Here is a 14,045-nt window from a genome sequence, read left to right on the forward strand (position 1 = left end):
TCCTTACTTACCGCTCTCGGCCGTGCAGGCCGCTGTCTTCCTTGGGTGCGCCGGACCGCGCTGTCCACCGCGGGCAGTATCCCGTAGGAGGTGGCGGCGGGCACAACCGACCCGGAAGCCCCTCACGAGCGCTCCAGGCGGTCCGGCACCGCGACACTGATCAGCCAGCTCACCACCGCCATCACGATGGCGCCCCAGAAGGCGGCCCAGAAGCCGTCGACGTGGAACGGCAGGTGCAGCTGCCGGGCGATCCAATCGGTGAGCAGGAACAGCAGGGCGTTGACCACGAGCGCGAACAGGCCGAGCGTGAGCAGGTAGAACACACAGCCGAACACCTTGATGACCGGCTTGAGCACCGCGTTGACCACACCGAAGATGAGCGCCACCCCGAGCAGGGTGAGCGCGGTGTTCGCCCCGTTCCGGCCGGTCACCGCCACGCCGGGCACGATCAGCGTGGTGATCCACAACGCGATCGCCGTGATCACCAGTCGGATCAGGAAGCCCACCTCGTCATCCTCGCACCGGGCACGGTGCCCGGCGGGACAATCCGCCGACTCCGCCGCGCCGCGGTCCCGCGGCGGACCGCCCCGCCGGATCGGCCGGCGCCGAGCGGTGCCCGGCACCAGGCCGTACGGTGTGGTGGTAACTGTCCGCACCGAGATCCAGGGAGGGACGATGGGTCAGCCCGACGAGGACTTCGCCCCGAGCGACCACCTCGCTCCGGAGGAGCGGGACCTGGAGGCGGAACCGGCCGACGCGGTCGAGCAGGCCGTGGTGGTGGCCCCGGACGACGGCGACGGTGAGCCGCACCGCGGCCTGGAGGTCGGCGACTGGGACGCGATGGAGCAGGCCCGGGTGGTCGCCGCCGACGAGGACGACTACCGCTGACGTGCCGGGGAGGGGCGCTTCCCGCCCCTCCCCGGGTCAGCGCAACGGGGTGATCTGGTCCGGGTGGGCGGCGGCCCACTCACCGAGCCGGTCGTCCCGCAGCGCGGTCAGGAAGCTCGGCCCGAGGGCGGGATCGAGCCGGAAGGTGAAGCTCCCCTGCTTCTCCACGTGCAGGCCCGGCGGGACGACGCCGACCGGCTCGGCGTGCGCGGCCTTCGCCGCCACCGAGCCCAGCGTCGCCAGGGCGGTGTCGCCGGTGTCGGCGACCAGCCCGGAGCTGAGGTGCCGGAGCAACTGGTCGAGCACGAGCGGGTTGGTGAAGGTGTCCCGATCCTGGAGTCGGTGGAGCAGGCCGGCCGCGTACCGCTCGGCGTTGCGGTCCCGGTCGAGGACGCCGTCGGGCAGGTGGGCCCGCTGGCGGAGCAGGTCCACCGAGGCGGTGCCGTCGAGCTGCTGGCAGCCGGCCGGGAAGACCCGGTCGGTGTGCACCGAGCGGACCCGCTGCGGTAGGCAGACCTGTACACCGCCGACGGCGTCGGTGAGCTTGCGCACCGCCGGGTAGGTGAGCGCCCCGCCGGCGTCGATCCGTACGCCGAGGGCGTCCGCCACCGCGTCCCGGATGGCCCGGTAGCCCCGGCCGAGGTCCGGTTGCGGCCCTCCGGCGCCGAACGAGAACGCCGCGTTGAGCCGTTGCTTGCCCTTGCCGGGGACGGTGACCTCCAGATAGCGCGGAAGCGAGACCAGATAGAGCCGGCTGCGGTCGGCCGGGACGTGCACCAGCAGGACCGAGTCGGCGAACCGGGCGCTCCGGTCGGCGTTCCCGTCGACGCCGACGAGCAGCACGTTCAGCGCTCCGGTCGGTGCCGGCGAGGCCGACGCACCGAGCAGGTGCGCGCTCTCCGGCTGGCGCGGCGCCATCGCCGTGAATCCGGTCAGGGCGGCGGCGACGACCGCCATCGCGGTACCGGCGAGGCGGAGCCGCAGGCGGCGACGCCGGCGGCGGACCACGGTCCGGTCGATGGCGGCGCGGAGCGGGGCGGTCGGCGGGGTTAGCGCCTCGTGCCGCGCGAAGGCGGCCCGCAGGTCGTCCTCGATCATGAGTGAACCTCCACGTACTCGGCTCGGAGGGTGGCCAGCGCCCGGGAGATGCAGGACCGCACGGTGCCGACGGCGCAGCCGAGGATCTCGGCGATCTCCGCGTCGGGCAGGTCCTCGTAGTAGCGGAGCACCAGCGTGGCGCGCTGCCGTCGGGGCAGCCGGGACAGCCAGGACCAGACCTGGTCACGGTCCACGGCGGACTGCGCGTGGTCGGTCGGTACCGGCACCGCCTCGTCCGGCTCGCCGCGCAGCAGCACCCGGCGCGCCCACGAGCCCCGTCGCCAGTCGATGAACTGGTTGGTGAGCATCCGGCGGACGTACCGCTCCGGGGCGTCGCTGCGGGCCACCCGCCGCCAGTTCAACTGGACCCGGACCATGGTCTCCTGCACCAGGTCCTGCGCCTGGTGCGGATCGCCGGTCAGCATGACCGCGTACCGCAGCAGGGTGCTCAGCCGCGCGTCGGCGAACTCCTCGTACGTCACTGCACCTCCCGGTGTCCCGCCCTGTTGACGGGTACGGCCGGGCGGAACATTGCGACGCCGTCGCTCATCCGTTCGGTCAATATCCGCTCTTGCGGGCGGTCCGGGGCGGCGGGGCTGCTTAGGGGATCTTTAAGCTCCACGGGCCGCACCTGGCATTCCCACCGGAGGACCCCCTTGAAGCTCAGCCCCCTGACTCGGCGCTGGCTGGCCGGAGTCGGCGTCGCAGGCGCGTTCGTCGCCGCCTCCGCCGCCCCCGCCGTCGCCGCCGACGCCCCCTTCAAGCTCTACACGCAGGACCTGCTCGTCGCCCCCGGGCACATCGTCTACGGCTACGTGTTCGCCATGCCGGGCGATTCGGAGCAGGAGTCGAACTTCGGCCACACCACGCTGGAAGCCGACCTCACGGGCATCAGCGACTTCGCCGTGATGGAGCCGCCCGGCATGGGCGACGACTGGACGTGCGACCTCTCGGAGACGAAGCTGCACTGCGAGGCCGACCTCCCCGAGGGTTTCCAGCCGGACCTGGGCTTCCAGATCAGCGGCAAGGACAAGGCCACGCCCGGCGAGACGGGCGACATCACCTTCTCCGTCACCAGCGGCGGCAAGACGGCCTCCGCCAAGATGACTGTCACCATGGCCGAGGCCGTCGACCTGCAGTCCGACCCGGAACTCACGGTCAGTGGCGCCCCGGGTGCCAAGGTCGGCATCCAGCCCGTGGTCCGCAACGGTTCCGAGACGACCAGCCACGGAGCGGTCATGATCTTCGGCTCGGACTACCTGGCGGAGTACGCCGGTGACTTCGCCAACTGCCGCATCATCGAATACGGCGCGACCGTCTGCACTTTCGACCAGGACCTGGAGCCGGGCAAGACGTACCAGCTCGAGACCCCCCTGCCGGTCCGGGTCCACAAGGACGCCCGCACCGGCGCCCACCTCGGTGCCATCACGAACTGGTGGACCAAGGACGACTGGACGCTGCTCAGCAAGGACTGGGCGACCGGCGACCCGGGCACCGGTGCCGAGCTGCGCCTGGTCGAGAAGACCGGCGCGAAGTCCCAGGCGCCGCAGACCGACCCCGACACGCTGAACAACTGGACCCAGATCACCGTGTCGGTGACCGGTGACCACCCGGCGGACCTGGCCGTGGCGGGTGCGAAGGCCAGCGGCAAGAAGGGCGACGTCGTCCGGGTCGTCCCGAGCTTCACGAACCTCGGCCCGGCGCTGCTCGAGTACCAGCCCGGACCGCTGTTCCGGGTGACCATCCCCGAGGGCACCACGGCCGTCGACGTGGCTGGCGACTGCCAGCCGTACACCACCGACGAGGACTGGGACGAGTGGAACGGCAACTGGGGTGAGCCGGGCGCCAAGCAGTACGCCTGCACGGCGAGCGAGACCCCGAAGGGCGTGAAGTACACCTACGAGTTCGCCCTGCGCATCGACAAGGTCGTGCCGAACGCCTCCGGTGCGGTCGCCGTCAAGCTGGCCGGCGACCCGAACAGCAAGAACGACAGCGCTGCGATCGTGATCAACCCGACCGGCGACGGCGGTAACGGCGACGGCGGCCAGGGTGGTGGCGGCGGAGGCACCCTGCCGATCACCGGTTCCGCCACCGGCCTGATCGCCGGGATCGGCGCCCTGCTGCTCGCCGCCGGCGTCGGCGGCTACGCGGTGGCCCGCCGCCGGAAGACCCGCTTCGTGGCCTGATCCGCACGACACCACCGGCGCCCCGCCGGCCCCTTCCCGGGCCGGCGGGGTGCCGTCTTTCATCAGGCCCCGCACCGCCGTTGCGGCATGGCCGGTCAGCCGATCGGTCAATATCCGCGCTCCGCGTCGGCGGGGGGCAGCGCGGCGACTTAAGGGATCTCTAAGCTCCACGGGCCGCACCTGGCACTTTCCACGGGAGGACCCCCTTGAAGCTCAATCCCTCGACTCGGCGCTGGCTCGCCGGGCTCGGTGTCGTAGGCGCGTTCGTCGCCGCCTCCGCCAGCCCGGCCGCCGCCGAGACCACCCCCCGGATCTTCGCGTTCTTCCCGGACACCACCGTCGCCGTCGGCACCGACGGCGTGGTGAAGTCCGCGGTCCTCTACGCCGAGGAAAGCACGGTCCTGCGCGACGTCGCGATCCGGTACGACTACCGCACGCTGGCCGATAAGGTCACGCTCACCGGCGAGAACGACAGCGACGACTGCACCGCCCCGGAGGCGGGTGTCCTCGTCTGCCGAGAGCACTTCGACGTCGTCGTGGACCCGTATTTCGGCGGCTTCCCGACCCGGGTGAAGATCGCGCCGACCGACGCCGCCAAGCTCGACGACAAGGGCGACCTGAAGATCACCGTCCAGACGGGTGACACCGACCGGGCGACCTGGACGTCCCAGATCCGCGTCGGTGAGGGCGTCGACCTGGCGGGCGGTCCGGACACCGAGCTCAGCGTCGACATCGCGAAGAACTACGGCAACTTCTCGGCACCGGTCACGGTGAGCAACGTCGGCGGGACCACCGCCAAGGGCGTCGTGGCCCTGTTCGACCAGGACTGGGCGATCACCCCGGCCGACCGGTGGAGCAACTGCTACTACTTCCAAGACATCCTCATCGCCTGCGAGTTCGACGAGGAGATCGCGGCCGGTGAGACCCGCTCCACCGATTTCCACTACTCCCTCCGGCCGGACACCTACGCGCCGGGCACGGCCCATGCGTACACCCAGTTCATCACTCCGGGTGACTTCGAGGACCTGATCGGCGCCGCCGAGAAGGCCGGCATCAAGACCGCGACGCGGGGCACCGGGGCGAAGCTGACGCTCGGCAAGGCCACCCGCAACCGGGCCGCCCAGACCGACGTCGACCCCACGAACAACTTCTCCGGCCTGACCGTGCACGTGCTCGGGAAGCGCGGTGCCGACCTCGCGGCGGTCGGAGCCGAACTGAGCGGCAAGAAGGGTGCGGAGGTCCGCGCGGATCTCGGCGTGCGCAACAACGGTCCGGCCACGCTGGACCACAGCCGCTCCGGCGCCGACGCGACGATCATCGACATCACCGTCCCCACCGGCACCACCGCGGTCGACGTGCCGTGGAACTGCGCCCCGTTCAAGGGTGACGGTGCGAACTTCGACGACGCGGGCAAGCCGGGGGCGGCCAAGTACCGCTGCTTCCCGGGCCCCGTCCTCATCGCCGGCCAGACGGTGGGCCTGCCGTTCCGCCTCCGGATCGACAAGGTCGTGCCGAACGCGACCGGCAGTGTGCAGGTCAACGTCGAGTGCAAGTGCGAGGGCGGCTTCAAGGACGACCTGAAGCCGGCCAACGACCTCGCCAAGATTGTCGTCAACGCGACCGGTCACGGTGGCCAGGGTGGTGGCGGCACCCTGCCGATCACCGGCTCCTCCACCGGCCTGATCGCCGGGATCGGCGCGCTGCTGCTCGCCGCCGGCGTCGGCGGCTACGCGGTGGCCCGCCGCCGCCGGACCCGCTTCGTGGCCTGACCCGTACGACAGCACTGATGCCCCGCCGACCCGAGGTCGGCGGGGCATCGTCGTACGTACCGGGGAAAACGGGACGACGCAAGATCGAAGGAGCTGCCACCATCGACGGGTGCTGCTGACCCTCACCACGACCCACCGCCCGGCGACCGACCTCGGCCACCTCCTCGTCAAGCACCCGGACCGCGTGCAGAGCTTCGACCTGCCCGCCGGCACCGCGCACGTGCTCTACCCCGAGGCGGACGAGCAGCGGTGCACCGCGGCGTTGCTGGTCGAGGTGGACCCGCTCAAGCTCGGCGGCGGTCGTGGGCGGGGTCGGAAGTCGGCGGCCACCCCGGACAGCTTCACCCTCGGCCAGTACGTCAACGACCGCCCGTACGCCGCGTCCAGCCTGCTCTCCTCGGCCCTGGCCAAGGTCTTCCGCTCGGCGCTGCGCGGCGAGTCCCGGGACCGGCCCGAGCTGGCCGCCGCCGCCATCCCGCTGGCGGTACGGGTGCCGGTGCTGCGCTGCCGGGGCGGCGTCGACCTGGCCGTACGGGTCTTCGCCCCGCTGGGCTGGACGGTGTCCGCCACCCCGATCCCGCTCGACGAGGCGTACCCGGCGTGGGGCGACAGCCGGTACGTCGACCTGACGTTGACCGGCACGCTGCGGCTCGCCGACGCCCTCAACCACCTGTACGTGCTGCTGCCGGTGCTGGACGACGCCAAGCACTACTGGGTGGCGCCGGACGAGGTGGACAAGCTGCTCCGGGCCGGCGCCGGCTGGCTGGCCGACCACCCGGAACGGAGCCTGATCACCCGCCGCTACCTGGCGCACCGCCGCGCCCTGGCCGGCGAGGCGCTGGCCCGCCTGGCCGAGCTGCGGCTGGCCGACGAGCCGCCCGCCGACGACAGCGTCGAGAGCGAGGAACCGGCCGAGGCACCCCGCGCCTCGCTGGCCGTACGACGGCGCGAGGCGGTGCTGGCCGCGCTGCGGGACAGCGGCGCGTCCCGGGTGCTGGACCTGGGCTGCGGCGGCGGCGCCCTGCTCACCGCGCTGGTCGCCGACCGGCGGTTCACCGAGGTCGTCGGCACCGACGTGTCCAGCCAGGCGCTCACCCTGGCCGCCCGGCGGCTGCGCCTGGACCGGCTGCCGGAACGGCAGCGGGACCGGATCAGGCTGTGGCAGTCGGCGCTGACCTACCGGGACGACCGGCTGCGCGGCTACGACGCGGCGGCGCTGATGGAGGTGATCGAGCATCTCGACCCACCTCGACTGCCGGCGCTGGAGGACGCCGTGTTCGGGCACGCCCGGCCCGGCACGGTGGTGGTGACCACTCCGAACGTCGAGTACAACGTGCGCTACGAGGGGCTGGGCGCGGGCCGGTTCCGGCACGCCGACCACCGGTTCGAGTGGACCCGGGCCGAGTTCGCGGCCTGGGTGGAGCGGGTGGCGGCCACCCACGGCTACCTCGCCACGATCGCCGGCGTCGGCGACGAAGACCCCGAGGTAGGAAGTCCGACGCAGATCGCGGTGCTGAACCGGAAGGAGGAGATCAGCGCATGACCACCCTGGACATTCCCGAGCTCGCCCTGGTGGTGCTGGTCGGCGTCTCCGGCTCCGGCAAGTCCACCTTCGCCCGCCGGCACTTCCGGCCCAGCCAGGTGCTCTCCTCGGACGCGTTCCGCGGCATGGTGGCCGACGACGAGAACGACCAGGCCGCCTCCGGCGACGCGTTCGACGCGCTGCACCACGTCGCCGGGATCCGGCTGCGCCGGGGCCGGCTCACCGTGGTCGACGCGACCAACCTCCAGCCGCACGCCCGGGCCGCCCTGGTCAAGGTGGCCCGCGAGCACGACGTGCTGCCGGTGGCGATCGTGCTGGACGTGCCGGAGGCGCTGGCCTGGGAGCGTACGCAGACCCGGGCTGACCGCACCCACGGCCGGGCGGTGCTCGCCCGGATGCAGCGTGACCTGCGGCAGTCGTACGGGCGGCTGGCCCGGGAGGGCTTCCGCAAGGTGCACGTGCTGCGCGGGACCGAGGAGATCGACGCCGCGGAGATCCGCTACGAGAAGCTGTTCAACGACCGGCGCGAGCTGACCGGGCCGTTCGACATCGTCGGTGACGTGCACGGCTGCCGCGAGGAGCTGGAGGCGCTGCTGGTCCGGCTGGGCTACGCCCTGCACCGCGACGACGCGGGCCGGCTGGTGGACGCGGTGCCGCCGGCCGGGCGTACCGCGGTCTTCGTGGGTGACCTGGTGGACCGCGGCCCGGATTCGCCCGGCGTGCTCCGCCTGGTGATGGGCATGGTGGCGGCCGGCCACGCGATCTGCGTGCCGGGCAACCACGAGCAGAAGCTGCTGCGCAAGCTGCGCGGCCGGGACGTGCGGCTCACCCACGGCCTGGCCGAGACGATGGCCCAGCTGGCGGCGGAGCCGGCGAGCTTCGTGGCCGACACGGCGACCTTCATCGACGGCCTGGTCAGCCACTACGTGCTGGACGGCGGCCGGCTGGTGGTGGCGCACGCCGGGCTGAAGGAGGCCTACCACGGCCGGACGTCCGGCCGGGTGCGGTCGTTCGCGCTCTACGGGGAGACCACCGGCGAGACCGACGAGTACGGCCTGCCGGTCCGCTACCCGTGGGCGCGCGACTACCGGGGCTCGGCCATGGTCGTGTACGGGCACACGCCGACGCCGGAGCCGGAGTGGGTGAACAACACCATCTGCGTCGACACCGGCTGCGTCTTCGGTGGCCGGCTGACCGCGCTGCGCTACCCGGAGAAGGAACTGGTCTCCGTCCCGGCGATCAAGGAGTGGTACGCCCCGGCCCGGCCGTTGGTCGCGCCGGAACCGGCCCGTCCGGACACCGTGCTGGACCTGGCCGACGTCACCGGGCGGCGGCACCTCAGCCACCCGTACGGGACGCTGACCGTGCCGGCCGAGAACGCCGCCGCCGCGCTGGAGGTGATGAGCCGCTACGCGCTCGACCCGGGCCGGCTGGTCTGGCTGCCGCCGACCATGGCGCCCTGCTCGACGTCGACCGTCGACGGGTTCCTGGAGCACCCGGAGCAGGCGTTCGCCGACTACCGCGCGGCCGGCGTCGGCCGGGTGGTGTGCGAGGAGAAGCACATGGGCTCGCGGGCCGTGGTGCTGGTGGAGCGGGAGCCGGGGCGGTTCGCGGGCGGGGCGGTGCACACCCGTACCGGCCGGCCGTTCTTCGGGCCACCGCTCGACGACGAGCTGCTGGCCCGGGTCCGCGCCGCGGTCACCGCGGCCGGTCTCTGGGCCGAGCTGGACACCGACTGGCTGCTGCTCGACTGCGAGCTGCTGCCCTGGTCGGCGAAGGCGGGCAGCCTGATCCGCGAGCAGTACGCCGGGGTCGGCGCGGCGGGCCGGGCCGCCCTGCCGGCGGTGCTCGCCACGCTGGACGCCGCCACCGGCCGGGGCCTGCCCGTGGCAGAGCTGCGGGGCCGGATGGCCGACCGGGGCGCCGAGGTCGAGGCATACTCGGCGGCGTACCGGGCGTACGTCGGGCCGACCGACGGGCTGCGCGGGGTGACCCTGGCGCCGTTCGCGGTGCTGGCCGGGGCCGGGGTGAGCTACGCGGACCGCGACCACGGGTGGCACCTGGCCCTGGCCGACCGGCTCTGCGCGGCCGACCCGGAGTTCTTCACCCCGACCCGGCGGCAGGTGGTCGACCTGACCGATCCGGCGGCGGTGGCGGCGGCGACCGACTGGTGGCTGGCGCTGACCGCGGCCGGCGGCGAGGGCATGGTGGTGAAGCCGTACGCCGGCCTGGCCGCCCGCTCGCCGAAGGGATCGCTGCTCCAGCCGGGGATCAAGTGCCGGGGCCGGGAGTACCTGCGGATCATCTACGGTCCCGGGTACACCGAGCCGGGTCAGCTCGCCGCGCTGCGCAAGCGCTCGCTGGGCCGCAAGCGTGGCCTGGCCCTGCACGAGCACGGGCTCGGCCTGGCCGCCCTGGACGCGCTGGCCGGGGACGCCCCGCTCTGGCGCCGCCACGAGCTGGTCTTCGCGATCCTCGCGTGCGAGTCGGAACCGGTCGACCCGCGCCTGTAGCCCCCTGGCGAGCGCGCAAATTCGCGGAAAGAGTGGCTGTTCGTCGCCGCATGGCCACTCTTTCCGTGAAAGTGCGGCTTCCAGCGTTGGTCGGTGGGCGGTCCGACGTGAGGCGCGCGCGGCTCCGGGTACCCTTTGTGGCCGTGGACACAGCTGAGAAGACCCGGATGATCTCCGAGAGCGTCGCTCTGAACCCGCTCGACCCGAAGGACCTGATCCACACCTTCGGGATGATCGGCGTCTGGGCGATCCTCTTCGCCGAGACCGGTCTGCTGGTCGGCTTCTTCTTCCCGGGCGACTCGCTGCTCTTCCTGGCCGGGGTGGCCGCCTCACCGGTGGCCGACGCGATCTTCGGGGCCGGCACCCGGCTGTCCCTGGCCGGGCTGCTGATCGGCGGCCCGCTCTGCGCGATCGCCGGGGCCCAGCTCGGTCACTGGCTCGGTGCCCGGTACGGCCGGCGGATGTTCGACAAGCCCAACTCCCGCCTGTTCAAGCGGGAGTACGTGGAGAAGGCCGAGTACTACTTCCAGAAGTTCGGCCCGGCGAAGGCCGTGGTGCTGGCCCGGTTCATCCCGATCGTGCGGACCTTCCTCAACCCGGTGGCCGGCGTGCTCGGCATGCCGGCCCGCCAGTTCTTCATCTGGAACGTGGTCGGGGCGTTCCTCTGGGTGGACGGCATCCTGCTGGTCGGCTACCTGCTGGCCGACCAGATCTACAACGCGATCGGCGACAAGATCGACCGGTACATCCTGCCGGTGGTGGCGCTGATCATCCTGATCTCGGTGCTGCCGATCTTCTTCGAGTTCCTCCGCGACCGGCGGGCGCGCAAGCGCGGCGAGGCGGCCGCGATGGTCGCGGCGGCCAGCGCGGCCGGCGCGGTCGAGGCGGTACGGGACACGATCGAGGGCGACGACCACCGGCACGGCCACGGCGGGCAGCACCGCCGCTGACCCCGGACACGCCGATGGCCGGTCCCCTCACGGGGGCCGGCCATCGTCGACCTGTCGGCCTGCGCGTGGTACGGATGACGGGCAGCCGTCACCGTCCGATGGTGGCGCCACCCCTGGCACGCCACCCGGCACCCCGCTCGGTCGAGACGGTCCACGGCCGTCCGGAATCGGCTGGCGGCCAATCGACCCGGGCGGGCACGTCTATTTTCAGCGGGCCTTCTTGGTGGCCCGCTTGCGCGGCGGGGTGAGCAGATCCGCGATCGTGGCGATCGCGGTCGGCACCAGCCGGTAGTACGCCCAGACACCGCGCTTCTCCCGCTCCAGCAAGCCGGCCTCGGTGAGGATGCGCAGGTGGTGGCTGACCGTCGGCTGCGAGAGGCCGAGCGGCGCGGTGAGGTCACACACGCACGCCTCACCCTCGGGCGCCGACTGGATCAGGCTGAGCAGCCGCAGCCGGGCGGGGTCGGCGAGGGCCTTGAGGACCCCGGCGAGACGCTCGGCATCGGCACGTTCGATCGGCTCGCCGGCAAGCGGCGAGATCTGAGGCATGGTCATTTCAGCCAACGCAGTTCCCACGTATTCCATCCTTCCACCAGCAGCATCGATCCGCCTGCATATCAGCAGATCCGAATCGGCAAACTTTTACGCCACAAGGCCGAGGTCAGCCAACGTATAGGCCGCCCGATACGGCAATCCGGCGGCTCGCACCGCGTCGCCGGCGCCTCGATCAACAATAACCGCCACACCCACCACCTCGGCCCCGGCCTCACGCAACGCCTCGACAGCGGTCAACACACTGCCGCCGGTCGTCGAGGTGTCCTCCACCGCGAGCACTCGCCGCCCGGCGACGTCCGGGCCCTCGATGCGCCGCTGGAGGCCGTGCGCCTTGCCCGCCTTGCGCACCACGAACGCGTCCAGCGGCCGGTCGGTCTCCGAGGACGCGTGCAGCATCGCGGTGGCGACCGGATCGGCCCCGAGGGTCAGGCCGCCGACGGCGTCGTACTCCCAGTCGGCGGTGAGGTCGCACATCACCCGACCGACCGACGGTGCCGCCCGGTGATGGAGCGTGACGCGACGCAGATCGACGTACCAGTCCGCCTCACGGCCCGACGAGAGCACCACGCGGCCATGGACCACAGCCAGCTCAGTGATGAATTTACGCAGGTCGTCGCGGTGCCCCATGGCGATAGAGGGTACTGCGCAAGTCTGGGAGCCGTCTCTCGGGTCCGCCCGGGTCAACCCTGCGGGCGACCGACGGGTGGCGATCGGCGACTACGGTGTGCGACCGCGCCCCGGCACCGAAGGACGCCGATCCCGCCGACGGGACGCCCGCCGGGTGGGCCTCCGGTCAGTCCCCGTCCCGCGTCACCCGCCCCCGGGTGTCCCGCGAGAAGCCCCGCAGCAGCCGGCGCGGCGCGTGCCGCAGGCCCGCGACGGCGAGCTTGTACTTCCAGTCCGGCACGCTGACCAGCTTGCCTTTTCGCAGGTCACGGAGCGCTTCGGCGACCACGTCGTCGGCCCGCAGCCAGAGCCGGCGCGGGGTACGGGACATGTCGATGCCGGCCCGCTCGTGGTAACCGGTCCGGGTGTAGCCGGGGCAGAGCGCCATCACCCGCACGCCGAGCGGGGCGACCGAAAGGCCGATCGATTCACTGAAATTTGTCACCCAGGCCTTGCTGGCCGAGTACGTCGAACCCGGCATGGGCACACCGAACCCGGCAACCGAAGAGACATTTATCACTGTCCCGCTGCCACGCTCGATCATCGGTCCGAGCGCCGCATGGGTCAGCCGCAGCACCGCCAGCACATTCAGCCGGAGCAGCCGGGCCTCGTCCTCGACGGCCGACCGGACGAACGAGGTGTTGAGGCTGATCCCGGCGTTGTTCACCAGCAGGTCGACCGGAGGCCCGGCGACCAGCCGGCGCTCCACCGCGGCACAGCCGTCGTCGGTGGACAGATCGGCGGAGATGGTCTCGACCTGGCGGCCGTACCGGCCGGTCAGCTCGGCGGCACGGTCGTCCAGCCGGCCGGCGTCCCGGGCCACCAGAACCAGGTCCCACCCGTCGGCGGCCAGCCGGCGGGCGAACGCCTCACCGATGCCCAGGCTGGCCCCGGTGATCAGGGCGCGGAGCGGGGAGGGGGGTACGTCGGTCACGTGCGGTCCTCGGGGGGCGGGGTCGGGCCGGACGGCGGGGTGGGTGGCGGGGCCGGCTGTGTCCCGGGCGGAGGCATCGGTGTGGCCGGACCCGGCGACGCCCAGGGGGACGCGGGGCCGGACGTCGGGGCGGCCGGACCAGGGGTGGGCGGCGCGGACGCCGGGCCGTACCCGGGAGCGGGTGGCGCCGACGCGGGGTATCCGGCCACGGGTGGTGGGCCGTAACCCGAAGCCGGCGCCGGGCCGTAACCGGGAGCCGGTGGTGCCGACGCCGGGCCGTAACCGGGAGCCGGCGGCGCGGACGGCGGGCCGGTGGGGGCGGGGCGGCGGCGGAGGAAGGCGCCGGCCGCCGGGGAGAGCAGCAGCGCCGCGACCACCAGGTAGCCGAGGACCTGCGCCACCGCGACGGCGGCGTTCACCGGGATCCACCAGCCCGGGTACGCGTCGCCGAGCCGGCCGAACAACTCGGCCGTTGCCCGCCCGTCGGCGCTCACCTGCAACGGCGCGGCGCGCTGGCCGACCACCACCGCCAGCCCGCAGCAACCGCAGAACAGGCCGAGGCCGGCAACCACCCAGGTGCCCACCCGGGCGCCGGGGCGACCGGAGAGCAGGCCGAGCGCGAGCCCGACCAGCACCAGTCCGGTCACCACACCGACCACGGCCGACAGTGCCGTGGTGCCGCGCAGCACCGACACCACCTCGTCGATCTCGCGCTGCCCGGCCCCGCCGGCGCTCGCCGCGTCGCGGAACCGGCTCACCGTGCCGCCGAGCACGGCCAAGCCGGTGACCGCGTACACGACGGCGCCGGCCGCCATCAGCAGCAGCACCACCGCCGCCGAGACCACCGCCCCCGGTCGGCGGGACGCGGCCTGAACGGGGTACGACACGACGAGTCCCTCCGGTAGGCGTCGGCTTGCAACCTACTCGGAGGGATCGTCGGCGT

General features: G+C 72.7%; 13 protein-coding genes. 6 read left to right on the forward strand and 7 right to left on the reverse strand.

The genetic code is table 11. The annotated features are described in order from the left end of the window. Positions 1 to 122: 122 nt before the first annotated feature. The gene (locus ACZ6S5_RS01085) at positions 123 to 506 is read right to left on the reverse strand and encodes a phage holin family protein (protein WP_465996425.1); all 384 of its coding nucleotides are present in this window, start codon (positions 504 to 506) and stop codon (positions 123 to 125) included. A gap of 169 nt (positions 507 to 675) precedes the next feature. Between ACZ6S5_RS01085 and ACZ6S5_RS01090 the strand changes: the two genes are divergently transcribed. Continuing rightward, positions 676 to 888 (forward strand): hypothetical protein, encoded by a 213-nt coding sequence (locus ACZ6S5_RS01090; RefSeq protein WP_465996426.1) that lies wholly within the window; start codon positions 676 to 678, stop codon positions 886 to 888. A gap of 36 nt (positions 889 to 924) precedes the next feature. On the opposite strand, the gene ACZ6S5_RS01095 is transcribed toward ACZ6S5_RS01090, so the two are convergent. Then, entirely contained in the window at positions 925 to 1,986 is a 1,062-nt protein-coding gene (locus ACZ6S5_RS01095) for an LCP family protein (RefSeq protein WP_465996427.1), read from the reverse strand. Continuing rightward, a complete protein-coding gene (locus ACZ6S5_RS01100) occupies positions 1,983 to 2,468 on the reverse strand; it encodes a SigE family RNA polymerase sigma factor (protein WP_465996428.1) in 486 nt (161 codons plus the stop codon). Before ACZ6S5_RS01100 ends, ACZ6S5_RS01095 begins: the two co-directional genes overlap by 4 nt. Before the next feature lie 174 nt (positions 2,469 to 2,642). On the opposite strand from ACZ6S5_RS01100, the gene ACZ6S5_RS01105 reads away from it, so the two are divergent. The 5 genes from ACZ6S5_RS01105 to ACZ6S5_RS01125 all read left to right on the forward strand — a co-directional run bounded on the left by ACZ6S5_RS01105 (position 2,643) and on the right by ACZ6S5_RS01125 (position 10,947). Continuing rightward, entirely contained in the window at positions 2,643 to 4,172 is a 1,530-nt protein-coding gene (locus ACZ6S5_RS01105) for an LPXTG cell wall anchor domain-containing protein (protein WP_465996429.1), read from the forward strand. 206 nt (positions 4,173 to 4,378) lie between these two features. Further along, complete coding sequence (locus ACZ6S5_RS01110) at positions 4,379 to 5,941, forward strand: LPXTG cell wall anchor domain-containing protein (protein WP_465996431.1); 1,563 nt, start codon at positions 4,379 to 4,381, stop codon at positions 5,939 to 5,941. Between the two features lie 109 nt (positions 5,942 to 6,050). Then, the gene (locus tag ACZ6S5_RS01115) at positions 6,051 to 7,484 is read left to right on the forward strand and encodes a 3' terminal RNA ribose 2'-O-methyltransferase Hen1 (protein WP_465996433.1); all 1,434 of its coding nucleotides are present in this window, start codon (positions 6,051 to 6,053) and stop codon (positions 7,482 to 7,484) included. Next, positions 7,481 to 9,997: a polynucleotide kinase-phosphatase gene (locus ACZ6S5_RS01120; RefSeq protein WP_465996435.1), complete on the forward strand. Its 2,517-nt coding sequence runs from the start codon at positions 7,481 to 7,483 to the stop codon at positions 9,995 to 9,997. Before ACZ6S5_RS01115 ends, ACZ6S5_RS01120 begins: the two co-directional genes overlap by 4 nt. A gap of 167 nt (positions 9,998 to 10,164) precedes the next feature. Further along, positions 10,165 to 10,947 (forward strand): DedA family protein, encoded by a 783-nt coding sequence (locus ACZ6S5_RS01125; protein WP_465996531.1) that lies wholly within the window; start codon positions 10,165 to 10,167, stop codon positions 10,945 to 10,947. Between the two features lie 207 nt (positions 10,948 to 11,154). Here ACZ6S5_RS01125 and ACZ6S5_RS01130 read toward each other — a convergent pair whose 3' ends face one another. The 4 genes from ACZ6S5_RS01130 to ACZ6S5_RS01145 form a co-directional block, all read right to left on the reverse strand. Then, the gene (locus ACZ6S5_RS01130; RefSeq protein WP_007073957.1) at positions 11,155 to 11,532 is read right to left on the reverse strand and encodes an ArsR/SmtB family transcription factor; all 378 of its coding nucleotides are present in this window, start codon (positions 11,530 to 11,532) and stop codon (positions 11,155 to 11,157) included. A gap of 57 nt (positions 11,533 to 11,589) precedes the next feature. Beyond that, positions 11,590 to 12,129 carry an orotate phosphoribosyltransferase gene (pyrE, locus tag ACZ6S5_RS01135; protein ID WP_465996437.1) on the reverse strand — a complete coding sequence of 180 codons (540 nt, stop codon included), beginning with the start codon at positions 12,127 to 12,129 and terminating at the stop codon, positions 11,590 to 11,592. 166 nt (positions 12,130 to 12,295) lie between these two features. After that, on the reverse strand, positions 12,296 to 13,102 hold the full coding sequence (locus tag ACZ6S5_RS01140; RefSeq protein WP_465996439.1) for an SDR family NAD(P)-dependent oxidoreductase: 807 nt from the start codon (positions 13,100 to 13,102) through the stop codon (positions 12,296 to 12,298). Then, complete coding sequence (locus ACZ6S5_RS01145) at positions 13,099 to 13,989, reverse strand: hypothetical protein (RefSeq protein WP_465996441.1); 891 nt, start codon at positions 13,987 to 13,989, stop codon at positions 13,099 to 13,101. The genes ACZ6S5_RS01140 and ACZ6S5_RS01145 overlap by 4 nt, the downstream gene beginning before the upstream one ends. Positions 13,990 to 14,045: the final 56 nt, after the last annotated feature.

It is taken from the genome of Micromonospora sp. NPDC051924, assembly GCF_055586005.1.